22 protein-coding genes and 2 riboswitches are annotated in these 24,475 nt (G+C 66.9%); of the genes, 6 read left to right on the plus strand and 16 right to left on the minus strand.

Features of this window, described 5'->3' with window-relative positions:
• The first annotated feature begins 24 nt into the window (after positions 1-24).
• From hutI to AN936_RS12410, 6 genes are all read left to right on the plus strand, one after another.
• Entirely contained in the window at positions 25-1,224 is a 1,200-nt protein-coding gene (hutI, locus tag AN936_RS12385) for an imidazolonepropionase (protein WP_054588430.1), read from the plus strand.
• Positions 1,221-2,750 carry a histidine ammonia-lyase gene (gene hutH / locus AN936_RS12390; RefSeq protein WP_054588431.1) on the plus strand — a complete coding sequence of 510 codons (1,530 nt, stop codon included), beginning with the start codon at positions 1,221-1,223 and terminating at the stop codon, positions 2,748-2,750. Before hutI ends, hutH begins: the two co-directional genes overlap by 4 nt.
• Entirely contained in the window at positions 2,747-3,553 is an 807-nt protein-coding gene (gene hutG, locus AN936_RS12395; protein WP_054588432.1) for an N-formylglutamate deformylase, read from the plus strand. Before hutH ends, hutG begins: the two co-directional genes overlap by 4 nt.
• Positions 3,550-5,220 (plus strand): urocanate hydratase, encoded by a 1,671-nt coding sequence (gene hutU / locus AN936_RS12400; RefSeq protein ID WP_054588433.1) that lies wholly within the window; start codon positions 3,550-3,552, stop codon positions 5,218-5,220. The genes hutG and hutU overlap by 4 nt, the downstream gene beginning before the upstream one ends.
• Complete coding sequence (locus AN936_RS12405; protein WP_054588434.1) at positions 5,217-5,780, plus strand: HutD family protein; 564 nt, start codon at positions 5,217-5,219, stop codon at positions 5,778-5,780. The genes hutU and AN936_RS12405 overlap by 4 nt, the downstream gene beginning before the upstream one ends.
• 107 nt (positions 5,781-5,887) lie before the next feature.
• Positions 5,888-7,690 (plus strand): diguanylate cyclase, encoded by a 1,803-nt coding sequence (locus tag AN936_RS12410; RefSeq protein ID WP_054588435.1) that lies wholly within the window; start codon positions 5,888-5,890, stop codon positions 7,688-7,690.
• An 18-nt stretch (positions 7,691-7,708) separates the two neighbouring features.
• Here AN936_RS12410 and AN936_RS12415 read toward each other — a convergent pair whose 3' ends face one another.
• From AN936_RS12415 to ftsA, 16 genes are all read right to left on the minus strand, one after another.
• Positions 7,709-8,125 carry a GFA family protein gene (locus tag AN936_RS12415; protein WP_054588436.1) on the minus strand — a complete coding sequence of 139 codons (417 nt, stop codon included), beginning with the start codon at positions 8,123-8,125 and terminating at the stop codon, positions 7,709-7,711.
• Positions 8,122-9,681: a fatty acid--CoA ligase gene (locus tag AN936_RS12420; RefSeq protein ID WP_054588437.1), complete on the minus strand. Its 1,560-nt coding sequence runs from the start codon at positions 9,679-9,681 to the stop codon at positions 8,122-8,124. Before AN936_RS12420 ends, AN936_RS12415 begins: the two co-directional genes overlap by 4 nt.
• Positions 9,682-9,782: 101 nt before the next feature.
• Positions 9,783-10,418 carry a DUF938 domain-containing protein gene (locus tag AN936_RS12425; protein WP_054588438.1) on the minus strand — a complete coding sequence of 212 codons (636 nt, stop codon included), beginning with the start codon at positions 10,416-10,418 and terminating at the stop codon, positions 9,783-9,785.
• Positions 10,415-10,864: an ABA4-like family protein gene (locus AN936_RS12430; RefSeq protein WP_054588439.1), complete on the minus strand. Its 450-nt coding sequence runs from the start codon at positions 10,862-10,864 to the stop codon at positions 10,415-10,417. Before AN936_RS12430 ends, AN936_RS12425 begins: the two co-directional genes overlap by 4 nt.
• An 18-nt stretch (positions 10,865-10,882) precedes the next feature.
• Positions 10,883-11,233 carry a hypothetical protein gene (locus AN936_RS12435; RefSeq protein WP_149037656.1) on the minus strand — a complete coding sequence of 117 codons (351 nt, stop codon included), beginning with the start codon at positions 11,231-11,233 and terminating at the stop codon, positions 10,883-10,885.
• 36 nt (positions 11,234-11,269) lie between these two features.
• The gene (locus AN936_RS12440) at positions 11,270-12,184 is read right to left on the minus strand and encodes a hypothetical protein (protein WP_149037657.1); all 915 of its coding nucleotides are present in this window, start codon (positions 12,182-12,184) and stop codon (positions 11,270-11,272) included.
• A gap of 40 nt (positions 12,185-12,224) precedes the next feature.
• Positions 12,225-13,784 (minus strand): aminomethyl-transferring glycine dehydrogenase subunit GcvPB, encoded by a 1,560-nt coding sequence (gcvPB, locus tag AN936_RS12445; protein WP_054590269.1) that lies wholly within the window; start codon positions 13,782-13,784, stop codon positions 12,225-12,227.
• A 32-nt stretch (positions 13,785-13,816) separates the two neighbouring features.
• Positions 13,817-15,175 carry an aminomethyl-transferring glycine dehydrogenase subunit GcvPA gene (gcvPA, locus tag AN936_RS12450; RefSeq protein WP_054588442.1) on the minus strand — a complete coding sequence of 453 codons (1,359 nt, stop codon included), beginning with the start codon at positions 15,173-15,175 and terminating at the stop codon, positions 13,817-13,819.
• A 3-nt stretch (positions 15,176-15,178) separates the two neighbouring features.
• Complete coding sequence (locus AN936_RS12455) at positions 15,179-15,997, minus strand: glycosyltransferase family 2 protein (protein WP_234715551.1); 819 nt, start codon at positions 15,995-15,997, stop codon at positions 15,179-15,181.
• 37 nt (positions 15,998-16,034) lie between these two features.
• Positions 16,035-16,406: a glycine cleavage system protein GcvH gene (gene gcvH / locus AN936_RS12460; protein WP_054588443.1), complete on the minus strand. Its 372-nt coding sequence runs from the start codon at positions 16,404-16,406 to the stop codon at positions 16,035-16,037.
• 3 nt (positions 16,407-16,409) lie between these two features.
• Positions 16,410-17,546, minus strand: coding sequence for a glycine cleavage system aminomethyltransferase GcvT (gene gcvT, locus AN936_RS12465; RefSeq protein ID WP_054590271.1), 1,137 nt, complete (start codon positions 17,544-17,546; stop codon positions 16,410-16,412).
• A gap of 54 nt (positions 17,547-17,600) precedes the next feature.
• A riboswitch (glycine riboswitch) is annotated at positions 17,601-17,715 on the minus strand.
• A riboswitch (glycine riboswitch) is annotated at positions 17,716-17,814 on the minus strand.
• Positions 17,815-17,872: 58 nt separating this feature from the next.
• Positions 17,873-18,520 (minus strand): NAD-dependent epimerase/dehydratase family protein, encoded by a 648-nt coding sequence (locus tag AN936_RS12470; RefSeq protein ID WP_054588444.1) that lies wholly within the window; start codon positions 18,518-18,520, stop codon positions 17,873-17,875.
• The gene (locus AN936_RS12475) at positions 18,513-19,685 is read right to left on the minus strand and encodes a deoxyguanosinetriphosphate triphosphohydrolase (protein ID WP_054588445.1); all 1,173 of its coding nucleotides are present in this window, start codon (positions 19,683-19,685) and stop codon (positions 18,513-18,515) included. Before AN936_RS12475 ends, AN936_RS12470 begins: the two co-directional genes overlap by 8 nt.
• Positions 19,682-21,505 (minus strand): tetratricopeptide repeat protein, encoded by a 1,824-nt coding sequence (locus AN936_RS25825; RefSeq protein ID WP_261340007.1) that lies wholly within the window; start codon positions 21,503-21,505, stop codon positions 19,682-19,684. Before AN936_RS25825 ends, AN936_RS12475 begins: the two co-directional genes overlap by 4 nt.
• 99 nt (positions 21,506-21,604) lie before the next feature.
• Positions 21,605-23,065 carry a cell division protein FtsZ gene (gene ftsZ, locus AN936_RS12485; RefSeq protein ID WP_054588446.1) on the minus strand — a complete coding sequence of 487 codons (1,461 nt, stop codon included), beginning with the start codon at positions 23,063-23,065 and terminating at the stop codon, positions 21,605-21,607.
• A 152-nt stretch (positions 23,066-23,217) separates the two neighbouring features.
• The gene (ftsA, locus tag AN936_RS12490) at positions 23,218-24,474 is read right to left on the minus strand and encodes a cell division protein FtsA (protein WP_054588447.1); all 1,257 of its coding nucleotides are present in this window, start codon (positions 24,472-24,474) and stop codon (positions 23,218-23,220) included.
• Position 24,475: the final 1 nt, after the last annotated feature.

The raw sequence follows: 24,475 nt of genomic DNA on the forward strand, positions 1-24,475 counted from the left end.
ACCGGGAAGAGAGAAGGCAATCCGATGCGCTGTGATAAGCTGTGGAAAGACGCAAGGCTCGCGACGATGGCCGACGGCGGCATGGGCGTCGTCGAGCAAGGCGTCGTCGCGGCGCGCGATGGCGCCATCGTCTATGCCGGCCCGGCGAACGACGCGCCGGCCTTCGACGCCGCCGAAAGCATCGGCTGCGACGGGCGCTGGATCACCCCGGGGCTGATCGACTGCCATACCCACCTCATCCACGCCGGCAACCGCGCGCAGGAATTCGAGATGCGGCTCGACGGCGCGTCCTACGAAGACATCGCCCGCGCCGGCGGCGGCATCGTGTCGACGATGCGCGCCACGCGCGGCGCGAGCGAGGACGAACTCGTCGCGACCGCCCTGCCCCGCCTCGACGCGCTGATCGCCGAAGGGGTGACGACGGTCGAGGTCAAGTCGGGCTATGGCCTCGATACCGCCAGCGAAATCCGCATGCTCCGCGCCGCGCGGCGGCTGGGCGAGGAACGGCCGGTGCGGATCGCCACGACTTTTCTCGGCGCGCACGCGCTGCCGCCCGAATATGCCGGCGACCCCGATGCCTATATCGCGACGATCGTCGATACGATGCTGCCGGAAATCGCGCGGCGCGGCCTTGCCGATGCCGTCGATGCCTTTTGCGAGTGCATCGGCTTCACCGCTGCGCAGACGCAGCACGTCTTCGATGCCGCCAGGCAGGCGGGCCTGCCCGTCAAGCTCCACGCCGAGCAATTATCGAACCAGCATGGCGCGGCGCTTGCAGCGCAATATGGTGCGCTGTCGGCCGACCACCTCGAATATCTCGACGAAGCGGGCGTCGCCGCGATGGCAAAGGCCGGCACCGTCGCGACTTTGCTCCCCGGCGCCTATTATTTCATGCGCGAGACGAAGCTGCCGCCGGTCGACGCGCTGCGCGCCGCGGGCGTGCCAATCGCGCTCGCGACCGACTGCAACCCCGGCACCTCGCCGCTGACCTCGCTCCTCCTCGTCATGAACATGGGCGCGACCTTGTTCCGCCTGACCGTTTCCGAATGCCTCGCCGGCGTCACCCGCAATGCAGCGCGCGCGCTGGGCCTCGCCGACCGGATCGGCACGCTCGAAGCCGGCAAGCGCTGCGACCTCGCCATCTGGGACGTCGAACGTCCCGCCGAACTCGTCTATCGCATGGGGCTGAACCCGCTCCATGCCCGCATCTGGAGTGGTCGATGACCGATATCTTGCTTGTTCCCGGCGCCGCATCGCTCGCCGACTGGCGCGCCATCTATCGCGGCGCCGCTGCACGGCTCGACCCGGCGTCGGCGCCGCGGATCGCCGAAAGCGCCGCGGCGGTCGGCCGCATCCTCGCGCATGGCGAGCCCGTTTACGGGATCAACACCGGCTTCGGGAAGCTCGCCAGCGTGCGCATCGATGACGCCGACCTCGCAACGTTGCAACGGAACATCGTCCTCAGCCATGCTGCGGGCGTCGGCGCCCCGTCGCCGGTGCCGGTCATCCGCCTGATGATGGCGCTGAAACTCGCCAGCCTTGCGCAAGGCGCCTCGGGCGTCCGCCCCGAAACCGTTGCGCTGCTCGAGGCGATGCTCGTCCATGGCCTGACCCCCGTCATCCCCGCGCAGGGTTCGGTCGGCGCCAGCGGCGACCTCGCCCCGCTCTCGCACATGGCGGTGACGATGATCGGCATGGGCGAAATCTTCGCCGGCGACGAACGACTCCCCGCCGCCGACGCGCTCGCACGCGCCGGACTTGCCCCGATCGAGCTCGCCGCAAAGGAAGGGCTCGCGCTGCTCAACGGCACGCAATTCTCGACCGCGAACGCGCTCGCGGGATTGTTCGAGGCCGAATTGCTCTTTCGTTCGGCGCTGGTCACCGGCGCGCTGTCGACCGAGGCCGCCAAAGGCTCCGACACCCCGTTCGATCCACGCATCCATAACCTGCGCCGCCATCGCGGCCAGATCGAAGTCGCGGCGGCACTGCGCGGCCTGATGGCGGGATCACCGATCCGCGCCAGCCATCTCGAAAACGACACCCGCGTGCAGGACCCCTATTGCCTGCGATGCCAGCCGCAGGTGATGGGCGCCGCGCTCGATGTGCTGCGTCAGGCGGCGGCGACGCTGGAAATCGAGGCGAATGGCGTTTCGGACAATCCGCTGATCTTCCCCGACACCGACGAAGCGCTCTCGGGCGGCAACTTCCACGCCGAACCCGTCGCCTTCGCCGCCGATATGATCGCGCTCGCGATTTGCGAGATCGGTTCGATATCCGAACGCCGCATCGCGATGCTCGTCGATCCCGCGCTGTCGGGTCTTCCCGCCTTCCTGACCCCGAAGCCGGGGCTGAATTCGGGCTTCATGATCCCGCAGGTCACCGCCGCCGCACTGGTCAGCGAAAACAAGCAACAGGCCTACCCCGCCAGCGTCGATTCGATCCCGACCTCGGCCAATCAGGAAGACCATGTCTCGATGGCCGCGCACGGCGCCCGCCGCCTGCACGCCATGGCGCGCAATGCCATTGCCGTCGTCGCGATCGAATGGCTCGCCGCGGCGCAGGGCGTCGATTTCCACGCGCCGCTGCAATCGAGCCCCGTGCTCGAACGCGCGCACCGACTGCTCCGCGATGCCGTTCCGACGCTCGCCGACGACCGCCATTTCCATCCCGATATCGAGGCGGCGAACGCGCTGATCGGATCAGGCGCGCTCGCCGCGACCGCCGACGGCGCGCTGCCCGGCGTCGCATGACCGGCTGGCTCGACATAAGGCGCGGCGAAGCGCCGCTGGTGATCGCCTTCCCCCACGGCGGCACCGGGCTTGTAGGGCTCGACGAACAATATGTTTCGCCCTGGCTTGCGCAGCTCGACACCGACTGGTGGATCGCCGACCTTTACGCCTTCGCTGCCGATCTGGGCGCAACGCTGGTTGCGACGGACATCTCGCGCAGCGTCATCGACATGAACCGCGATCCGTCGGGTGCCTCGCTCTATCCCGGGCAGGCGACGACCGAGCTTTGCCCGACGACGACCTTCGACGGCGAACCCCTCTATCGCTTCGGCGAACCCGACGAGGCGGAAATCATGCAGCGCCTGAACCTCTACCACCGCCCCTATCATGAGGCGCTGGGGGCAGAACTCGCCCGCCTGCGTGCGCTTCACGGTCGCGTCGTCCTCTACGACGCCCACTCGATCCGCAGCCACGTGCCGCGGCTGTTCGACGGCGAACTGCCGCAGTTCAATATCGGCACCAACGGCGGCGCCACTTGCGACCCCGCGCTCGAAACGACCATCGCGGCGATCTGCGCGACCAGCGGCCGCAGCCATGTCGTCAACGGCCGCTTCAAGGGCGGCTGGACGACGCGCCACTACGGCCGCCCCGAGGAGGGTATCCACGCCATCCAGATGGAACTCGCGCAACGCGGCTACATGGCCGAGCCCGCCGAACTGACCGACGCCAACTGGCCCTCTCCCCTCGACCCCCGCCCCGCGATCCGGCCCGTGCTCGAACAGGTGATCGCCGCGACCCTCGACTTTGCGAAAGGACAAGCATGACCACCCGTCTCGACAACAGCCGGATCATCAAGGCGCCCACCGGCACCGAACTCAACGCGAAAAGCTGGCTCACCGAAGCGCCGCTGCGCATGCTGATGAACAATCTGCATCCCGACGTCGCCGAGCGCCCCGAGGAACTCGTCGTCTATGGCGGCATCGGCCGCGCCGCGCGCGACTGGGAAAGCTATGACCGGATCGTCGAGACGCTGAAGCGGCTTGAGGACGACCAGACGCTGCTCGTCCAGTCGGGCAAACCCGTCGGCGTGTTCCGCACCCACGCCGACGCCCCGCGCGTGCTGATCGCGAACAGCAACCTCGTCCCGCACTGGGCGAACTGGGATCATTTCAACGAACTCGATAAGCGCGGGCTCGCCATGTACGGCCAGATGACCGCCGGCTCGTGGATCTATATCGGCACGCAGGGCATCGTGCAGGGCACTTACGAAACCTTCGTCGAAATGGGCCGCCAGCATTATGGCGGCGACCTCGCGGGCAAATGGCTGCTCACCGCCGGGCTCGGCGGAATGGGCGGCGCCCAGCCGCTCGCCGCGGTGATGGCGGGCGCCTCGTGCCTCGCGATCGAATGCCAGCCGAGCCGTATCGAGATGCGCCTGCGCACCGGCTATCTCGACGCCTCGGCGACGACGATCGAGGAAGCGATGGCGATCATCGAAAAGAGCTGCGCCGAGAAGAAGCCCGTTTCGGTCGGCCTGCTCGGCAACGCCGCCGAGCTCCTCCCCGAACTCTACGCCCGCGGCATCCGCCCCGACCTCTTGACCGACCAGACGAGCGCGCACGACCCGGTCAACGGCTATCTCCCCGAGGGCTGGAGCGTCGCCGAATGGATCGAAAAGCGCGAGAGCGACCCGCAGGCGGTCGCGAAGGCGGCCAAGGCATCGATGGCGAAGCATGTCCGTTCGATGCTCGACTTTCAGGCGGCGGGCGTGCCGACGACCGATTACGGCAACAATATCCGCCAGGTCGCGAAGGACGAGGGCGTCGAAAATGCCTTCGACTTCCCCGGCTTCGTCCCCGCCTATATCCGCCCGCTCTTCTGCCGCGGCGTCGGCCCGTTCCGCTGGGCGGCGCTGTCGGGCGATCCCGAGGATATCTTCAAGACCGACGCCAAGGTGAAGGAGCTGCTGCCCGACAATGCGCATCTCCACCGCTGGCTCGACATGGCGCGCGAGAAAATCCACTTTCAGGGCCTGCCCGCGCGCATCTGCTGGGTCGGTCTCGGCGACCGCCACCGGCTCGGCCTCGCCTTCAACGAGATGGTGGCGAAGGGCGAACTCAAGGCCCCCGTCGTCATCGGCCGCGACCATCTCGACTCGGGCTCGGTCGCCTCGCCGAACCGCGAGACCGAGGCGATGCGCGACGGCAGCGACGCGGTCAGCGACTGGCCCCTGCTCAACGCCCTCCTCAACACCGCCAGCGGCGCGACCTGGGTGTCGCTGCACCACGGCGGTGGCGTCGGCATCGGCTTCTCGCAGCACAGCGGCATGGTGATCGTCGCCGACGGCACCCCCGAAGCTGCGGCGCGGCTCGAACGCGTGCTGTGGAACGACCCGGCGACCGGCGTCATGCGCCACGCCGACGCGGGCTATGACATCGCGCTCGACCATGCCCGCGCCAAGCAACTGGACCTGCCCGGCATCCTCGGGTGAAGGACATCCGGCTGTTACGAGCGAACGGGCGCCAGGCTCGTCCGTGGCGAAACGGCGGCGGCACGACATGCGACATCGCCGTTTATCCGGAGGGCGCGGGCGATGACGGCTTCCTCTGGCGTGCGAGCATCGCGACGATCGCGTCCGCCGGGCCTTTCTCGACCTTCGCCGGCGTCGACCGTCTCCTGTTGCCGATCGAGGGCACGCTGGACCTGACGATCGACGGACTGGGCGACCGTCGCCTTCGGCCCGGCGACCCTGCGCTCGCCTTCGCGGGCGAAACCGCCGTGACGGCTGCGCCGCGCGATAGACCGGTCCGCGTCCTCAACATCATGGTCCGGCGCGGCGCCATGCGCGCCGAACTGGATCGTTGTATGCAGGCGGTGCCGGGTACCGCCAACGCGATCTTGCTGCTCGCGACCGAAAGAACGACGGTGCGCCAAGCCGCGAAAGCCTTCGATCTGGAACTCTATGATGCGCTGCTGATCGACGACGGACAGCTTGGCGCGATCGATATCGAACCTTGCGCGGTTGCGGGATCTTTCTTCGATATCTGCTGAATATCACTGACCAAAATAATGAATTTAATTAAAAGATCGCCGCAATAGCAAAATCCACGCAGCAGGGGTTAACCTCGCTCCAACGATTGGCTAGTTACGACGCCATCATGCGTTTGGCGACCATCACCAACTGGGCTTACGGCGCCACGGTCGTATTGACCATCGTGTCGAGCACCACGATGATCCTCGCCTCGAACGCACAAGAGCGTGAACGGGCGGCAGTCGAACAGAGATACGCGCTCGACAAGGCCACCAGCGACCTCGGCACCGAAATCTATGCGCTCAGCGACCGCGCCCGCCAGTTCGTCAACACCGGCGATCCCACCTACCTCGCCGCCTATCGCAGCGAAGTGGCGGCGCTCGAAGCCGTCGAGGCCCGCATCCGCCATATCGGGGATGCCGGCGCCACCCCCGGCGAACTCGACGCGCTGAAAAAGGCCGTCGCCCTCGCCGATACGCTGCACGACGAGCAGCAATCGGCGCTAACGGCTCAGGAAAATGGAAACGCCGCGCTCGCCCGCCAGATATTGTTCGGGGCCGAATATGAACGCCAGCTCGACCGCGCCGAGCTGGAAGTCCAGCGTTTCCAGGACCGGCTCGACAGCCGGATCGAGGCACAGGTCCGCGACGCCACCGATATTTCGCAGCTTTGGAAACGCATATCCGAGGTCGTGCTGGCGCTGACCGCGCTCCTCGTCCTTTGCGTGCTCTATTTCGTCTTCAAGCAGCGGGTACTCCACCCGGTGGTCAAGCTCAGCGACGTCGTTAACCGGCTTGCGGTGCAAGATTTCGCCGCCGAACCACCCGAAGTCAGCCATATCGACGAGATCGGCGACATGGCGCAGGCAATCCGCATCTTTCGCGAGAACGGCCTCGAACGCCAGCGGCTCGAGGCCGAGCGCGACGCCGACTGGACGATGCGCGACCTCCTGTCGCGAATGACACAGCGGATGCAAGGATGCGACTCGCTCCACGACCTCAAGGAAGTCGTCCAGCGCTTCGTGCCCGAGATCGCCCCCGACATGCCCGGCCGGCTCTATCTGCTAGACCGGCAACGGGGTCTCGTCGTCGAGGCGTGCAGCTGGCTGGGCCCGGTGCAGTCGGGCACGCAATTTTCGGCGCTGTCCTGCTGGGCCTTGCGCCGCGGGCTGCGCCATCGGCCGGCGGGGGACAATGTCGATGTCCCCTGCGATCATGTTGCATGGGACGGGGGGCATCCGGTCGACACGCTCTGCCTGCCGCTCACCGCGCAGCGCGAGACGCTGGGCCTCCTCTATTTCGAAATGCCGACTGACGGTGCCGCGAGCGCCGCGCAGCTCATTTATTTCGACATGCTCGCCGAAAATGTCGGGCTCGCGATCGCCAATTTGCAGCTTCGCGACACGCTGCGCGAAATGGCGATGGCCGACCCGCTCACCGGCCTCGCCAATCGCCGCCAACTCGGCCCCGCGCTCGAAACGCAGATCGCGCAAGCGGAGCGCCTCGGCGAACCGCTCGGCTGCCTGATGATCGATGTGGATCATTTCAAGCGCTTCAACGATGTCCATGGTCACGAGGCCGGCGACGCCGTCCTCCGCGCCGTCGGGCAGCTACTCGCCAATGTGACGCGCGAAACCGGGCTGGCCTTCCGCTATGGCGGCGAGGAGTTTCTGGTCTTGCTGCCGACACTGTCGGTCGTGCAGGCCGAAGAACGCGCCGAGGATATTCGCGCGCGCATCGCCGCGTTGCGGCTCGGACACGGCGACACCGATCTGGGGCCCGTCACGATTTCGGTCGGCGTTGCCGTGGCGCCCGACCATTGCGCCTACGACCGCCTCGTCCGGACTGCCGATGCCGCCCTGCTCCGCGCCAAGACGCTTGGCCGCGACCGGGTCGAAATAGCGAAACTGCGCAATGCAGCCAGTGCGTAAACGCCCGCAACCCGTCGTCTAGAACCACAAATCGCGAACGCGGCGGCCGTCGGATGGCAGATCGTCGAAGCTGTCCAGCCCGTCGAAATGATCGATCGGCAAATCCGCCACCGCCTCGGGCGGCGCGAGGCGGATATTGACGGCCATCCGGCGGCGCCCGTCCGCTTCGAGCCGCAACCCGCGCCAGCACAGCACACTGCCACAGGTCGGACAGAAGTGGATTTCGAGCGCCGGATCGGCTTTTCCGGGCCGCGTGAACGACCGCGTGCTTCCTGACAGGGCGATCCGTTCATTCTCATAGTCATAGGCCCAGAGCGCTCCGTAGCGGCGGCAAAGCGTGCAGTTGCACGCCGTGATCGATCCCGGATCGCCCTTCAGCGTCCACGCCGCATCGCCGCACGCACAGGTCCCTTGCAGGACGGCGGCGTCACTCAATTGACCATCCGCTCATAGCCCTCCCAATAGGGCGCGCGCAGGTCCTTGCGCAAAATCTTCCCGCTCGCGTTACGCGGCAGCGCGTCGATCACATCGACGCTGCGCGGAGCCTTGAAGGCCGCAATACGATCGCGCGCCCACGCGATGATGTCGGCCTCCTCGACCGTCATGCCGGGTTTCGCGACACACACCGCCTTCACCGTTTCGCCCCATTTCGCGTCGGGGATGCCGATCACCGCGACCTCCTGCACTGCGGGGTGGCCGAAGATCGCGCTCTCGACCTCGGCCGGATAGACATTCTCGCCGCCCGAGATGATCATGTCCTTCATCCGGTCGTGGATGAACAGATATCCGTCTTCGTCGAGATAGCCGGCATCGCCGGTGTGGATCCAGCCGTCGGCGGTCATCGTCTTCGACGTCGCGTCGGGCAGGTTCCAGTAACCGATCATGTTGTTCGAAGATCGCGTGACGACCTCGCCCACCTCGCCCTGCGGCACGTCGTCGCCGTCCGGCCCGAGGATACGCACCTCGACGCCCGGCAGCGGCTTGCCTGCAGAACGCATGCGCGCATTGCCTTCGGGATCATGGTCTTCGGGCGGCAGCATGCAGATCGTGCCCGTCGTCTCGGTCATGCCATAGGCCTGGATGAACTGCGCGCCGAACATCTTGATGCACTGGCGCAGCAGTTCGAGCGGGATCGGCGCCGCGCCATAGAGGATATATTTGAGCCGGCTGTAATCGACGCTGGCGCAGCGCGGGTGGAGGAGCAGCATCTGCAAGGCGGCGGGGACGATGAAGAAGCGCGTTACGCCATGCTGTTCGACCGCGTCGAACACGCCGTCGGGATTGAATTCGGCAAGGACGACGCCCGGCAGGCCTGACACCAGCGCCATGACGCCGAGCCCGGTGCCGCCGATATGCGCGCACGGCATAGCGACCAGCACCGCCTCGTCATCCTCCCATTTGGTATAGGCGAGCTCGCTGTCGGCCGAATGCTTGCGCAGCGCGAACAGATTATGGTTCGACAGCACCGCACCCTTGGGGTTGCCCGTCGTGCCTGAGGTATAGAGTTGCAGCACCGCGTCGTCGCGCCTCGAAGGCTCAAATGGCGCGCGCACCGCGCCTTCGATCATCGCCCGTGCCTCGTCGGCGCCGACGATCCGCGCATCGTGCGCGAGCTTGCCGGCAAGCTGCTCCGGAACCGCCTCGAACCCGGGGCCCGTAAAGACGATCTTCGCCCGCGTGTCGTTGACGATGAACGCCCATTCGGCAGGCGACAGCCGCCAGCCGATCGGCGCCATCACGATGCCGGCGCGGGCAGCACCGAAGAAGAGCGTGAAGTAGAGATCGCTGTTCTTGCCGATCCACGCGACCCGGTCGCCCTTTACCAGTCCCGCGGCTAGCAACGCACTTGCAACACGCGCTGTACGATCTTCGAGTTCGGCATAGTTATAGACCCGGCCCTCCTCGCGCAGCGCCAGCCGTTCGGGCCGGTCCTCGGCCCAATGGGTGATGAACTCGTCGAAGGTAAAAAGGTCCGAAACGTCGCGGGCCATCGTATCGCTCTCCTCGAATCGCGTCGTTTCGCGCAATCGCAAGCAAGGCTAGCGGCTGCGCGCCGCAGGTAAAGCGCCCATGCGCCGCCCTGTCAGGACCGTCAGGTACGGCGGAACAGCAGCATCAGGTTGTTCGCAGGCGTCGCGCGGCGTTCGGCAAAGGCCAACCCCGCCGCCGCCGCGGCTTCCTTCACAGCCGCCGTATCGCGCAAACCCCAATCCGGATTTCGCGCACGCAGGCTCGCGTCGAAGGCAAGATTGCTTTCGGCAGTCGGCACATCGGCCTCGACATAGGGGCCATAAAGGATCAGCGGCGCGCCGGGCGGCAAAAGCCGCGCCGCGCCCGCCAACAACCCGGCCGTCGCTTCCCACGGGCTGATATGCACCATGTTGATGCAAAGCACCGCATCCGCCGCCGCAAGCGGCCAGTTGGGCGCCGCGGCATCGAGCGGCAGCGGCAGGGCGATATTCGCCAGCCCGGCCTCACCGCTCCACGCCGCGATCGAAGTCAGCGCCGCGGGATCGGGGTCGCTTGGCTGCCAGAGGAGCCCGGGAAAGGCGGCCGCGAAATGGACGACATGCTCGCCCGAACCGCTCGCAACCTCCAGCACCAAGCCCTTTTCGGGCAGCCAGTCGGCGAGCACGGCGGCGATCGCATCGCGGTTGCGCACGGTAGCGGGTGCATGACGCTTGTCCGCTTCGCCGCCCTCGCGCGGTGTCCACGGCTTCGCCGTCACGCCGCCTTGCTCGTGGCTCGGGCCCGGCGTTCGCGGACGATCAACCACAGGAACAGGCCGACGGGCCCCGCCATCAAGGTCAGGAACAGGAAGGGAAATTGCACGATGCGGCCAAAGCCCTTCTGGTCGGCGTCGCGGGCGATCCACATCCCGGTGAACAGGTCGAACGCCAAATAATGCACCCACCCCAAAGTCGCCCCGCCCGGCGTGTCGAACAGCCTCATCACCCCCGCCAAAGTCGTGAAATCGCCGCCGCCGCTGCCGCCGGGGTCGATCCCACCGGTCAGGAAGCCCACGATCAGGACCGTATAGGCGAGGCAGAGCAGGAACACCCCGGCGTAAAGGATCAGCGCCAGCATCTTCGGCCCGCGCGGCGCAAAGGCGAGCAACGCCCAGCCGACGAACGCCCAATAGTTGAACAACAGGAACAGCGTATCCCAGCTCATCGATCCTCCCCCGGTTTTCTAGATCAGGCCGCCAAGGCCGAACAATATTATGCCCGCGAACAGGGCGGCCAGGCTGGCGACCAAGATCAGCACGGTGATCCGCACCGCCGACTGTCGCCGCGTCGCCCAGAAAGCGGCGGCCGTGCCGCAACCGAAGGCAAAGAGCGGCGCGTAGAGAAAGGCCCAGTCATAGCTGAACTCGCGCCGGACGCGGATCATCTCCCACTGCTCGACCACAAGGCCGTAGAGCATGATCGCGGCGAGCCAGGCGACGATGAAGCTCGTCACGAACAGCGTGCCCGCGAGCAGGCAGCCGCCCGCGCGGCGACGGATATCGTCGGGAGCGGGATCGGGGATCAGTGTCGACATCGAATCGAAAGCCCCGCCCCGGCCATCATGCACCCCCTATTCGGCGATATATCGCCATGGACTGGCAGGCGTATCACGATGCCAGATGGTAAAAAAGGGCGATGCAGGAAGCGGTGCGTCGGCTGCCAATTCGGGCGGGCGCCGCTTCGGCACGATGCGCCCGAAGCTGATACCGAGGTCGCCCGACGCGGCGACGATTGCGAAATCGGGACCCCAGTCGATCGCCTGCCCGGGCTGCGCTTCGGGATCGAAACCCGCCGCAATCGCGGCCGCTCCTTCGGTGAGGGTACCGGCGCCCATGTTGATCGCATCGGCATGGCCATATTCGGCAAAGGCCGGCCCGATCCCGATCACTTGCGCCCTCGCCGCGAAGGCGCGCTCGGCCGCGAGCAGGCTTGCAAGCGCGTCCGCCCCTGCCCCACTCTGCCATGCATCGGCCTTTGGCATGCCGAGCGCCCGAAATTCGGTGCCGACCGCGCCTTCGGGCCGCGGCGCGCGCTTATAGGCCAGGGCACGCCAGCCATCGGGGGTACGTCCCCAATAGGCCAAATATTTGCCGGGCTGCGTCGCGCCATCGGGCTGGGTGACGATGACATATCCCGCGGTGAAACCATGCTGCCCGTCGGCGGAAATACCGCCGCGAACCGGAAACCAGCCGATGCGTGCGCCGCTCGCCGCGGGATTTGACCGCAGATAGGCGATAATCTCGCCCCGCGAACGGAGAAAAGGCTTGTCGCCGCGCGCCGGCATGATCGCATCGGCGGCGAGCATCGCACCGATCGCGTCGGGCAAGAGCGTGCCTTCCGCGGCCGCCGCGAAAGCACGGTCGGCGGCGACCATCTCAGAAAGCGCCGCCGCGGGATCAGGCGCAACCGCGCTGGTCGTCGCCGGCGCCTGCGCGGTCACCGGAACCGCTGCGAGCGCCGCCACATATATTGCCCACTGCCGCATAGTCCCCTCCACTCCCTGCCGGCGAAGGACGCAAATGCCTTCAGCCGCCGCCGATCTCGCTTGCTACTGGCACGCCCGGCGCGACGTCAGGCTCGCTCCACGCCAGCACCGGTTTGCGCGCCGCCGCCGTTTCGTCGAGCCGCGCGCGCGGGGCGAAATGCGGCGCCGACTTCAGCACCGGATCGCCGTTTTTCGCGCGCAGCGCGATGCTGCGCAGCGCACCGACGAACTGGTCTAGCACCGCCTTGCTTTCGGTCTCGGTCGGTTCGACCAACATCGCGCCATGGACGACGAGCGGGAAATAGACCGTCATCGGGTGATAGCCCTCGTCGATCAGCCCCTTGGCGATGTCGAGCGTCGAGAAGCCCTCGGCGAGCCCGCGATCGCTGAACAGCGCCTCGTGCATGCACGGCCCCGAACCGCCGAACGGCGCATCGAGTACATCGTCGAGGCTGCGCAGCAGATAATTGGCGTTGAGCACCGCATCCTCGGCGACCTGCTTCAGCCCGTCGGCGCCGTGGCTCAGGATATAGGTCAGCGCGCGGGTGAACATGCCCATCTGACCGTGGAACGCGGTCATCCGGCCGAAGGTTTGCGGATGATCCTCGCCGACGCTTTCCTCTTCGATCAGGCGAAAGCCGCCGTCCGCCTGCTTCGTCACGAAAGGCAGCGGCGCGAACGGTGCGAGCGCTTCGGACAGCACGACCGGACCCGAGCCGGGACCGCCGCCGCCGTGCGGGGTCGAGAAGGTCTTGTGCAGGTTGATGTGCATCGCGTCGACGCCAAGGTCGCCGGGGCGCACACGGCCGACGATCGCGTTGAAATTGGCGCCGTCGCAATAGACATAACCGCCCGCCGCATGGACCGCGTCGGAAATCGCCTTCATGTCGCGCTCGAACAGCCCGCAGGTGTTCGGGTTGGTGACCATCACCCCTGCGACGTCGGGCCCGAGCCGCGCCTTCAGCGCCGCCAGGTCGACCCGGCCCTCGGCGGTCGCGGGAATATCCTCGACCGTGAAACCCGCGAAGGCGGCGGTCGCCGGATTGGTGCCGTGCGCGCTTTCGGGAACGAGCAGCACGCGCCGGTCCTCGCCGCGCGCTTCCAACGCCGCCTTGATGCAGAGGATGCCGCACAGTTCGCCATGCGCACCAGCCTTCGGCGACATCGCGACGCTGTGCATGCCCGTCAGCGTCACCAGCCATTCGGCAAGCTCGTGGATCACCGCATAGGCACCCTGCACCGTCTCCTGCGGCTGCAGCGGATGCGCATCGGCGAACCCTGCCATCCGCGCGACCTTTTCGTTGAGCCGCGGGTTATGCTTCATCGTGCAGCTTCCGAGCGGGAAAAGCCCGAGGTCGATCGCATAATTCTGCCGCGACAGCCGCGTATAATGACGCACCGTTTCGGACTCGCTGAGCCCCGGCAGGCCGATCGGCGCAGTGCGCGCGAGCGCGCCGAGATCGGCCGCGGGAGCGGCCTCGTCGAAATCGACGCCGGTCGTCTCGTTCGACCCGATCTCGAAAATCAGCGGCTCTTCGAGCATCAGCGCGCGATTGCCGGTGAAGGTGACATTGTCATCGGCCCCGCCCGCGGCGTTCATTTCGGGGCGCCATCCGGCGCGGTTGAGCGCGGTCATGCCAGCACCTCCTTCAGGGCGGTCGCAAAGGCGGCAATATCCGCCTCGGTGACGGTTTCGGTGACCGCGACGACTAGGCCATTTTCCAGCGCCGCGTTGTCGGGATACAGACGTCCGAGCGAGACCCCGCCGAGGATATCCTTTTCCGCGAGCTTGTGGATCACGGGGCGGGCCGCCGTCGGCAGCAGCAGCGTGAACTCGTTGAAGAAGCTCTCGTTCAGCACCGATACGCCGGGGAGCTTCGCCAGCTCCGCGGCCGCCGCCTTCGCCCGGCCATGGTTGATCGCCGCAAGCTGGCGCAACCCGGCTTCGCCGAGCAAGGTCATGTGGATGCTGAATGCCAGCGCACAAAGGCCTGAGTTTGTACAGATATTGCTCGTCGCCTTTTCGCGGCGGATATGCTGCTCGCGGGTCGACAGCGTCAGCACGAAGCCGCGCTTGCCGTTCGCGTCGACCGTCTCGCCGCACAGGCGCCCCGGCATCTGGCGGACATATTTGGCCTTGCACGCAAACAGCCCCACATAGGGCCCGCCGAACTGGAGCCCGACGCCGAGCGACTGGCCCTCGCCAACGACGATGTCGGCGCCCATTTCGCCGGGCGACTTGATCAGCCCAAGCGCGACCGGTTCGGTGACCACCGCGATCAGCAGCGCGCCGGCGGCCTGACACGCCGCGGCCAGCGCGCTCATATCGTCGATGCGGCCGAGGATATCGGGATATTGCACGACGACGCAGCTCGTCTCCTTGTCGATCGCCGCCGCGAGCGCCGCCCAATCGGTCCCGGTTTCGAGGCTCGGGTCACCGTCAACCAGCACATCACCGGTATATTTCGCCATCGTCCGCGCGACGCTGCGATAATGCGGGTGGAGCCCGGTCGACAGTAGCGCCTTGTTCCGGCGCGTGACGCGCCGCGCCATGACGATCGCCTCCCAGCAGGCGGTCGATCCGTCGTACATCGACGCATTGGCGACATCGGTGCCGAGGAGCCGCGCGACCTGCGACTGGAATTCGAACAGCATCTGCAACGTGCCCTGCGCGATTTCGGGCTGATAGGGCGTATAGGCGGTCAGGAACTCGCCGCGCTGGATCAGATGATCGACGCTGGCGGGCACATGGTGGCGATACGCCCCCGCGCCGAGGAAGAATGGCCCGTCACCGGCGGCGCGGTTCTTGCGCGCCAGCGCGCCCATATGACGCTCGACCGCCAGTTCGCTGGCCTGCATCGGCAGCCCCTCGATCGGGCCGGCGAGCCGCGCCTCGGCAGGGACGTCGGCGAACAGGTCGTCGATCGACGACGCGCCGATGACACCGAGCATCGCGCTGCGATCGTCGGCAGTGAGAGGGAGGTAGCGCATATGTTACTCCGGAGAAGAAGCGGAATTGGCGGCGAGAAGCTGGGCCACATCGGTCAGCGAGCCGCGGAAGATTGCGGGGCCGCTGTGGGTGACCTTGACCCACGGGGCGAGCCAGATGCGGAAACCCGCGTCGCGGACACGGCGGCAAAAGGCATAGTCGTCGGAGAGCAGCGACCGCGTTTCAGGGTCGATCATCGGATAGAAAAACGCGTGAACCTCCTCGCCCAGCCGGTGCGCCTGCCGCTCGGCCGGGTCGGGACGAAAGGCCGTGTCGGGGTAGCGCGCCCGCATCCCTTCGAGCACGTCGCGGCGGATCAGCATCATCGCGGTCCCGACATGCGCCAGTTCGACGAGGTCGGAGAGCGCAAACCCCTGTTCGGGGTGAAGAAACTGCAGCGCGAACTCGCCTGCGAAGCGCTGCAGGTCCGACGGATTATCCTTTGCCAGCCCCGCTTCGACTGCACGGGCGACGTTCCGCCAGTTCGTCATCCGCCGCGGATAGGCGGCGCCGAGCACGCCGCAGTCCGGATGGCCGTCCATCGCGCGCACGATCGAAAAAACGTCTTCCGCCGCGAAATCGATATCGGCATCGACGAACAGCAAGTGCGTGCAGTCGCTGGCGAGGAACATCGCCGTCAGCATGTTGCGTGCGCGGGTGATCGACGGCTGGTAGAGGATGAACTCGAACCGTACCGGCACCCCCGCCGCCTGCGCCTTCAGCGCGAGGTCGAGCGCGGCGCGGACATAGGTGCCCTGCGCCCCGTCATAGATGGGCGTCGCCACCATCAGGCGGCAGTTGGCTAGGGCGTCGGTGGTCGTCACGCTTCCTCCCCCCCTCCCGCGCGGGAGGGGCGCTGGATTACAGATCGTCGCAGAAGGCCTTGTAAGCCGCCGCGTTCATCAGGCCGTCGAGCTGGCCTTTGTTGGCCAGCGTCATGCGGAAAAACCAGCCTTCGCCCTCGGGGTCCGAGTTGACGAGCGCGGGATCTTCCTCGAGCTGGCCGTTGCCTTCGGTGACGGTGCCGTCGACCGGCGCATAGACGTCACTCGCCGCTTTCACCGATTCGACCACCGCGGCATCGCCACCCGCGGTCAGTTCGGCGCCGGTATCGGGAACCTCGACGAAGACGATGTCGCCAAGCTGGCCCTGCGCGAAATCGGTGATGCCGACGGTCGCGATGTCGCCATCGACGTCGATCCACTCATGCTCTTCGGTATAATAACGCGGCATCGGTCAGCCTCCCTGTTTACGGACATAATTATGGGGAACGAAGGGCATCGCCGCGACGGTGCAATGCACCCGCTTGCCGCGCACCTCGGCGGCGATCGCCGTGCCGGGTGCGGCATGGTCGCGGGGGACATAACCCATGGCGATCGGCGCGCCGACGCTCGGCGCGAAGCCGCCCGAGGTCACGATGCCGATTTCGGTGTTGCCGTCGAACAGCTTCGCGCCCTCACGCACCGGCAGCTTGCCGTCGACCAGCAGACCGACGCGCTTGCGCGGGCTGCCGTCGGCCAAATGACCGAGGATGCGCGCCGCGCCCGGGAAACCGCCTTCCTCGCGGCGGCGCTTGCTGATCGCGAACGCCAGATCGCCTTCGATGGGGTCGGTCGTCGGGTCGAGGTCGTGGCCGTAAAGCGGCAGGCCGGCTTCAAGCCGCAGGCTGTCGCGCGCGCCAAGGCCGATCGGCTTCACTTCGGGCTCCGCTGTCAGGCGATTTACAAACTCCTCGACCCAATCGGCCGATATGGAGATCTCAAACCCATCCTCACCGGTATAGCCGGAGCGACTGATCCACAGATCTACGTCAATCCAGCGGAACTCGTCGCCCTGCATGAAAACAAGCTTCTCAACCCCGGGAACAAGTCGGGATAGCACAGCGACAGCTTGCGGCCCTTGCAGGGCGAGAAGCGCCTGTTCGTCAGCGTGATTCAGGACGATCTCGTCCGGCAGATGCTCACGCAGATGGGCAATATCATCATATTTAACCGCGCCGTTCACAACGACATAGAGGCCATGCTCCGTGCGCGTGACCATCAAATCGTCGAGAATGCCTCCGTCGTCGGCCAACAGAAGCGAATAGCGCATCCTGTTCTCGCCGAGCTTGACGAAGTCTCCCGGAGCGAGGGCTTCCAAAGCTTCTTCGGCACCTTCACCAAACAGGGAAAGCTGGCCCATATGGCTGACGTCGAACAGACCTGCATTCTCGCGCACCCACAGATGCTCGGCCATGATGCCTTCATACTGGATCGGCATCCAATATCCGGCGAACTCGACCATTCGCGCGCCGTGGTCGCGGTGCCAGGCGTCGAGCGGCAGGGTCGCGGTCGGCACCGCAAACTCTTCGCCCGTCTGTTCATTTTCGGTCATGTCAGTCTCCCGCGGTTGCATGACGAACGCGCGGCCCTCTGCCGCGGTTTCCGCCATGCCCCCTCTGTCACGGGAACCTGAGAGTTTTCCCCCTTGGGCCGAATATGGCGCCGGGGTTACCCCTTCGGTGGTTCCGGCAACCGCCGGAACGCTTTCCAGAGTGTCCGTTCCAGCCAGCGCGGTCCTTTGACCTGAGAGTTTCCGGGGCGGTTGCTCCTTCGGTGGTGGGTGCCGGTTGCCCTGCCCCACGCTCTCCCGCGCGGCCGGTCGAATCCCGTGACGGAACCCGACAGACGCCCGAGCCTTGGCGCCGCCCGGCAAAGGAGTCAATCGGCGAGCGCGCGGATCGCGTCGTTTTCGTGCACATGGGCGCCGGACCCGCCCGTTCCGGCAAGCCGGACAATCGCCGCGGCCACGGTCGCGCCGGGAATCGAGCGATAGCGGCGCAGCGATCCGTGCATCAATGCGTCGGTGAGCGGCGCTGCGAGCATCGCGATCCCCTCGCCCAGCCGCGGCGGCCCCTGCCGGTCGCCCGTCAGCAGGCCGGGCCGCAGGATATCGAGCCGCTCGAAACCGAGCCCGCGCAGCGCCTCCTCGACCTCGCCCTTGGTGCGCAGGTAGAAATTGCGGCTCTTCGCCGCCGCGCCGACCGAGCTGACCGCGATCAGATGCGACGTCCCGGCGTCTTTCGCCGCCGCCGCGACCGCCAGCACCAGATCATGATCGACGGCGCGAAATGCCGCTTCCGACCCCGCCTGACGGATAGTTGTGCCGAGGCACGAGATGAGGATGGCCGGCCTCTCGGCCGCGATGATGCCGGGCCAGCGATCGGGCGCGGCGCGCTGCAGCCGGTGCTGTGGGGGAAAATCTCCCGTATCGCGCCGCGCGAGGATCGTCAGCGGCTGTGCTGTCGCCTGCTCGGCGACCGATCGCCCGATCATGCCGGTCGCGCCGACGATCAATGCGTCAGGCATGCGCCAACGCCCCCGGCACGGCATCGCGGCCAAAGATGTCGGCATAGCGGTTGATGGCAAAGCGGTCGGTCATCCCGGCAATATAGTCACCGATATGGCGCACTGTCGCGCCTTCTTCGCCGGGCAAGCGCGATGACCAGTCTTCGCCCATCAACCGGGGATCGTCGGCATAGGCCGCGAACAGCCGCCCGATCACCTCGCTTGCCGCCCCCGCCGCGGCAAGCTGTTCGGGATGGTGATAAAGATTGGTGTACATGAAACGCTTGAGTTCGCGCTCTTCGGCGGCAAGGCCTGCCGAAAACCCGCCGAGCGGCCGCCCGGCGGCGCGCACCTCCTCGACGCTCGCGACGCCCGCCGCCGCGACATTTGCCTGCGTCGACGCGATGACGTCGTTGACCATCACGCCGATCTGGTCGCGGACAAGTTCGCGCAGCAGACGGTCGCGCGGCGCCCCGGGAAAGCGATCCTCGACGGCGCGATAATTGGCGGCGACAAACGGCTGCTCCATCAACTGACCCAGATCGAGCAGCCCCGCGCGCAGGCCGTCGTCGATATCGTGATTGTCATAGGCGATGTCGTCGGCGACGGCCGCGATCTGCGCCTCAAGGCTGGCATGGCTGGACAGGTCGAGCCGAAAGTCCGCGTCGATTTCGGACAGCGCCCAGCCCGGCCGGGTCACCGGACCATTATGCTTTGCGAGCCCTTCGAGCGTTTCCCACGTCAGATTGAGCCCGTCGAAGCGCGGATAGGGACATTCGAGCCGCGCGAGCGTGCGCAACGTATGGCCATTATGGTCGAAGCCGCCGTGCGCGGCCATCGCGGCCTTCAAAGCATCCTCGCCCGCATGGCCGAAGGGGGGATGGCCGATATCGTGGGCAAGGCAAAGCGCCTCGGTCAGATCTTCGTTGAGCCCCAGCGCGCGCGCGATGCCGCGGCCGATCTGTGCGACCTCGATGCTGTGGGTCAGGCGGACGCGATAATGGTCGCCATCGGGCGCGACGAACACCTGGGTCTTGTGACGCAGGCGGCGGAAAGCGATCGAGTGGATGATCCGGTCGCGATCGCGCTGAAAGGCATCGCGCGGCCCGCGGACGACGCGGCCGACCTCTTCATAACGGCGTCCGCGGCTCTGCGCGGGATCGCTGGCGCACTCCGCGACACTCACTTGACCGGATCGACTTCCTGGCCGGCCTCGCTGTTGAACAGGAAGCCGTCGCCGCCCGCCTTCTTGTAGCTCGCAAGCCAGTCTTGCGCCGCCTTACGGTCCTTGAACGGTCCGACGAGCAGGCGGCGGGTCCGCCCCCATTCGGCGGTAGCGGCCGACTTGCCCTTGAAAATATCGGGACTCTTCTTGGCGAATTTACCGAAATCGGTCGCCAGCGCCCTGGCATTGGCGCCCGTCGCGACCTGCACCCAGATGCGCGCCGGGTTGGCCTTTTTCTCGGCCGCTTCCTCTTTCGCCTTGGCCTCGGCTTCGGCCTTCGCTTTCGCCGCAGCGGCTTCCTTCTCGCGCTTCGCCGCCTCTGCGGCTTCGGCGCGGCGGCGATCTTCCTGCAGCTTTGCCAGCGTGTCGGCGCCGATTGCATCGGCCGGGCGCGCCAGTTCCTCGGCCGGAATCTCGATCGATCCAGCGATATCGGCGAGCGACGCGAGCGGCGCAGCATTGACGGGTGCTGGCGCAGCGACGGCAGCAGCAGGCGCGGGGGCCGGCGTCGAAGGCAGCGGCACGGCCGCAGGCTGCGGCGACGTCGACGAAGGCTGCGCCGCCGGAGCAGGCACTGGTGCTGGCGTTGGCGACGACCGGATATCGGCAATCGAGAAGCCCGGTCCGACCGGCCCGGCATCACGGTTCACCGCCACACCGATCGGCGCTGCCGTTGGAGTCGGCGCAGGAGCGAATGTCGGTGTCGGAGTCGGCGTTGGCGCCGGGGTCGGAAGAGCTGCGATAACGGTCGGGGCCGGGGCCGGTGTCGGTGTCGGTGTCGGCGCGGGTGCCGGCCGCGGCGCGGGTGTCGATGCCGGCGCCATCTGGATCGGGGTTCGCGGCGCCGCGGCGGGTGCTTCGGCAATGCGGCGGACGGGAGCTGCCGGCACCGTTTCGCGCGCCCGTTCACGATCGCTGCCCTGCCGTCGCTTACCCGATGTCGATGCCGGGGCGGGGGCCGGAGCGGGCGTTGCCGCCGCGACCTGCACCGGTTTGCGCCGTGGCCCCAACTCGCCGGCAGGGAAGCGCCCGAAATGTGCCGCGGCGGCCTGTTGCGCCGGATTGAGCCGGTCCATCTTGGTCAGATAAGGCAGAATATTCTGCGCAAGTTGCGGCGGCATCGTCGCATTGACGACCTGTGTCGCCTCATCCTCGCGCCCCGCAATCGCCAGCATCATCGCGCGCAGCCGCCAGGCACCGCGATCCTGCGCCCGCAATTGCGGCGTCAGCAGCTGGATACCGCGATCCGCCTGCCCGCTGATCGCCAGTGACAGCGCAAAGCGGCGCGTCAATTCGTCATTGGGCGCGATCGACAGCGCGAGTTGATAGTCGCGCTGCGCCGCGTCCTGCTGCCCGAGCAGGTCGCGCGCCAGTCCGCGATCGGCGAGGAACAGCCGTTCCGGCGCCCCGAGAAGCTGGGCTTCGCCGAAATAGTCGAGCGCACGGGTCGGATTTTCCATGTGGACCGCCGCCGATCCAAGCGCCGCCTTGACCGCGCCATCGCGCGGGTTGGCCTGCTCGGCGCGAGCGAGAAATCCCAGCGCAGCGCGATAATCCTCAAGGTCGATCGAAGCCCGGCCGGCGTCGAGCAGCGCGGCAGGATCGCTATTGTTCGCCGCAATGCGCGCCAGCGCCGACGACAGCAGCGTCCGCGCCGCGGTGCGTTTGTCCATCGCGGCCTTGGTCGCCGCATCTGGCGGCGTGACCTGCATGGCCAGCGCCGGCGATACGATCGCCGTACCGAGCGACAGGGCGAAGAACGCGCGGGCGAGATGCCGCACGCGTCCCCGCCTGCCCGTCCAGTTTACTCGCCGCATGGGCAAATCATCCCGAGTTCCGGCCGCCTTGCCCATCAAATCGCTGCGGCCGTGCGAGCCCCGTTACTGGTTGTTCTGCCGCCCAAGAAAGCGCGGAATATCCACCCCGTCTTCCTTCTCTGCCTCTTCGCCATCGACCTGCGTCGATCCGCGCGACAGCCGCGACATCCGCTCGAACAGCGTCCCGCCGCCGACCCCGCGTGCCGGCGATTCGGCGGCCGGAGCAGCGGGCGACGGCGCCGGACGATATTCGGCAACCGGCGCTTCGGGCTGGCCGAGCACCAGTTCGTCGGCGGTGTCGTCGTATGTCGCCGCGACCTCCGACAAGACCATTGGCTCTTCTTCGGCTTCAGCCGCCGGAGCTTCGGGCTGGACATCGTCGTTGAGCGAGAAACCCGGCGCCGGATCGTTGTCGGTTGCCGGCGCCGCTTCTGCGACGGGTTCCTCCGCCACAACCGGCTCAATCGTTTCCTCGACGACCGGCGCCGGCGCCGCCGTGCGCGCCGGCGCGAAGGAGAAGCTGCGCGTCGCAGGCGAAGCCTGCGCCGCCGTTTCGCCATTGCTGTCAATGCCGGTCGCGACGACCGAAACGCGAATCTTGCCGTCAAGGCTGTCGTTGAAGGCGCTGCCCCAGATGATATTGGCGTCGGGATCGACCAGCTCGCGGATATGGTTCGCGGCTTCGTCGACTTCCATCAGGCGCATATCTTCGCCGCCGGTGATCGAGATGATGACGCCCTTTGCGCCCGCCATCGACACACCGTCGAGCAGCGGGTTGGCGATGGCTTTCTGCGCGGCTTCGAGCGCGCGGCCGTCGCCTTCCGCTTCGCCGGTGCCCATCATCGCCTTGCCCATTTCGCGCATCACGCTGCGCACGTCGGCGAAGTCGAGGTTGATGAGGCCGGGCATGACCATCAGGTCGGTAATCCCGCGAACGCCCTGCTGGAGCACTTCGTCGGCCATCGTGAACGCTTCCTTGAACGTCGTGTTCGGGTTGGCGACGAGGAAGAGATTCTGGTTCGGAATGACGATCAGCGTGTCGACATGATCCTGCAGCTCGGCGATGCCGGCATCTGCGGACCGCATGCGGCGCTGGCCCTCGAAAGTGAAGGGCTTGGTCACGACGCCGACGGTCAGAATGCCACGGTCGCGCGCCGCCTTGGCGATCACCGGGGCAGCACCGGTACCGGTACCGCCGCCCATGCCGGCGGCGACGAAGCACATGTGCGCACCGTTCAGCGCCTCTTCGACCTGCGCGATGCTTTCTTCGGCTGCGGCGCGGCCGACCTCGGGCCGTGACCCCGCACCCAGACCCTGGGTGATCTGCGTCCCCAGCTGGATGCGCCGTTCGGCCGGCGAGGCGTTGAGCGCCTGCGCATCGGTGTTGGCGACGATGAAATCGACGCCCTCGACACGCGCGGCAATCATGTTGGCGATGGCATTGCCCCCTGCGCCACCGACGCCGATCACCGCAATCCGCGGCTTCAGCTCATCGACCTGCGGCGGGCCAATATTGATGCTCATCAATCGATCTCCCTGCAGCGGCGAACCGGCGCCGCTTCCCTCACCATGCGACCCTGCCGTTCGGTGGTCGGACCGCCCGGCTTTCTTTCCGTGCATTGCACTATTGTTACGCGGGAATCACCCAAAAAATTAACCTTTTCGTCGCTCTGCATTCAGAAACTGCTCTTGAGTGCCGCCATCAAGCGGTGAATGATGCCCGCACCCTTCGGCCGGTACACATCCTGACCCATCATCGGCAGGTCACGGAGGTCTACGGGGTCCGACGCGGCATAGAGAACCAGACCCGCGAGCGTTGCGAAAGCCGGTCCCGAATGCGCATCGGGCAGGCCGTGCAAGCCGCGCGGTCGCCCGACGCGCGCCGCGCGGCCGAGCGCGCTCTGGGTATAGTCGGCAAGCCCTTTCAGGTCGGCACCGCCGCCGACCAGGACGACCTGGCGACCGATCGGCCCGACGAAATGCAGGTCTTTCAGCGTCCTGCCGATCTCTCCCATCATCGCGTCGAGCCGCTGGCGGATGACCGAGACAAGCTGGGCACGCGTGATCCGCGGAGAATCGCTGCCCGCCGGGGCGCCGGGTTCGAGTTCGATGATCTCGTTATTGTCGCGCGGGCTCGCCGAAGCCGAACCGTAAAAGCTCTGCAGCCGCTGCGCCTGGCTGCGACGGATGCCGAACGCCGAGGCGATATCGTCGGTGATATCGCTGGCGCCGAACGGCAGCGACGCCATTTCGACCAGCATGCCGCCGGCATAAAGCGAAACCGTCGTCACCGCAGCGCCAAGCTCGACGAGCGCGACGCCAAGGTCGCGTTCCTCGTCGGACAGGCACGCCAGCCCCGCCGCGATCGGCGACGCGACCACCGCACGGACGTCGAGATGCGCCTGCCGCACCGCCGCCTCGAGGTTCCGTACCGGCGCCCCGTCGGCCATGATGATATGGATATCGACGCCCAGCCGGTCGGCGTGGAGGCCGATCGGGTTCTTGACCCCGGTCAGTCCGTCGAGCGTGTAGAGCGCGGGCTGGGCATGGAGGATCATCCGGCCTTCGGGGTCGATGCCCGCGCGGCCTGCCGCGAGCAGGTCGTCGACATCCTCCTGCTCGATGCGGTGGCCGCCGAGTTCGCTCTCGATCGGCGCGACGTCGCTGAGCAGGCTGCCCGCCGAAAAGCTGACCCAGACGTCGTCGATGTTCAGTCCCGCAATGCGTTCGGCCTGTTCGATCGCCTCGCGCACGATATGTTCGGTCTGTTCCATGTCGGCGACATAGCCGCGCTGGACGCCGCGGCTTTCGCGCTGCCCGGTGCCGAGGACGTGAAGGTGGCCGTCGGCGGTCTGCCCAGCAATGAGCGCGCAGACTTTCCACGACCCGACATCGAGCGCGGTGATGATCTTTTCGATCCGCGGCGGCGCCATG

The sequence above is a fragment of the Sphingopyxis macrogoltabida genome (genome assembly GCF_001307295.1).
Classification (GTDB): Bacteria; Pseudomonadota; Alphaproteobacteria; order Sphingomonadales; family Sphingomonadaceae; genus Sphingopyxis; species Sphingopyxis macrogoltabida_B.

What these genes read in the sequence shown, in the direction of transcription:
- AN936_RS12420 (WP_054588437.1), bottom strand. Translation starts at nt 9,681, where the DNA reads ATGGCCCGCGACGTTTCGGACCTTTTTACCTTCGACGAGTTCATCACC.
- AN936_RS12440 (WP_149037657.1), bottom strand. Translation starts at nt 12,184, where the DNA reads ATGCGGCAGTGGGCAATATATGTGGCGGCGCTCGCAGCGGTTCCGGTG.
- hutG (WP_054588432.1), top strand. Translation starts at nt 2,747, where the DNA reads ATGACCGGCTGGCTCGACATAAGGCGCGGCGAAGCGCCGCTGGTGATC.
- AN936_RS12410 (WP_054588435.1), top strand. Translation starts at nt 5,888, where the DNA reads ATGCGTTTGGCGACCATCACCAACTGGGCTTACGGCGCCACGGTCGTA.
- gcvPA (WP_054588442.1), bottom strand. Translation starts at nt 15,175, where the DNA reads ATGCGCTACCTCCCTCTCACTGCCGACGATCGCAGCGCGATGCTCGGT.
- AN936_RS12435 (WP_149037656.1), bottom strand. Translation starts at nt 11,233, where the DNA reads ATGTCGACACTGATCCCCGATCCCGCTCCCGACGATATCCGTCGCCGC.
- AN936_RS12470 (WP_054588444.1), bottom strand. Translation starts at nt 18,520, where the DNA reads ATGCCTGACGCATTGATCGTCGGCGCGACCGGCATGATCGGGCGATCG.
- gcvH (WP_054588443.1), bottom strand. Translation starts at nt 16,406, where the DNA reads ATGCCGCGTTATTATACCGAAGAGCATGAGTGGATCGACGTCGATGGC.
- hutU (WP_054588433.1), top strand. Translation starts at nt 3,550, where the DNA reads ATGACCACCCGTCTCGACAACAGCCGGATCATCAAGGCGCCCACCGGC.
- hutH (WP_054588431.1), top strand. Translation starts at nt 1,221, where the DNA reads ATGACCGATATCTTGCTTGTTCCCGGCGCCGCATCGCTCGCCGACTGG.
- AN936_RS12430 (WP_054588439.1), bottom strand. Translation starts at nt 10,864, where the DNA reads ATGAGCTGGGATACGCTGTTCCTGTTGTTCAACTATTGGGCGTTCGTC.
- ftsZ (WP_054588446.1), bottom strand. Translation starts at nt 23,065, where the DNA reads ATGAGCATCAATATTGGCCCGCCGCAGGTCGATGAGCTGAAGCCGCGG.
- hutI (WP_054588430.1), top strand. Translation starts at nt 25, where the DNA reads ATGCGCTGTGATAAGCTGTGGAAAGACGCAAGGCTCGCGACGATGGCC.
- ftsA (WP_054588447.1), bottom strand. Translation starts at nt 24,474, where the DNA reads ATGGCGCCGCCGCGGATCGAAAAGATCATCACCGCGCTCGATGTCGGG.
- gcvPB (WP_054590269.1), bottom strand. Translation starts at nt 13,784, where the DNA reads ATGAACGCCGCGGGCGGGGCCGATGACAATGTCACCTTCACCGGCAAT.
- gcvT (WP_054590271.1), bottom strand. Translation starts at nt 17,546, where the DNA reads ATGACCGAAAATGAACAGACGGGCGAAGAGTTTGCGGTGCCGACCGCG.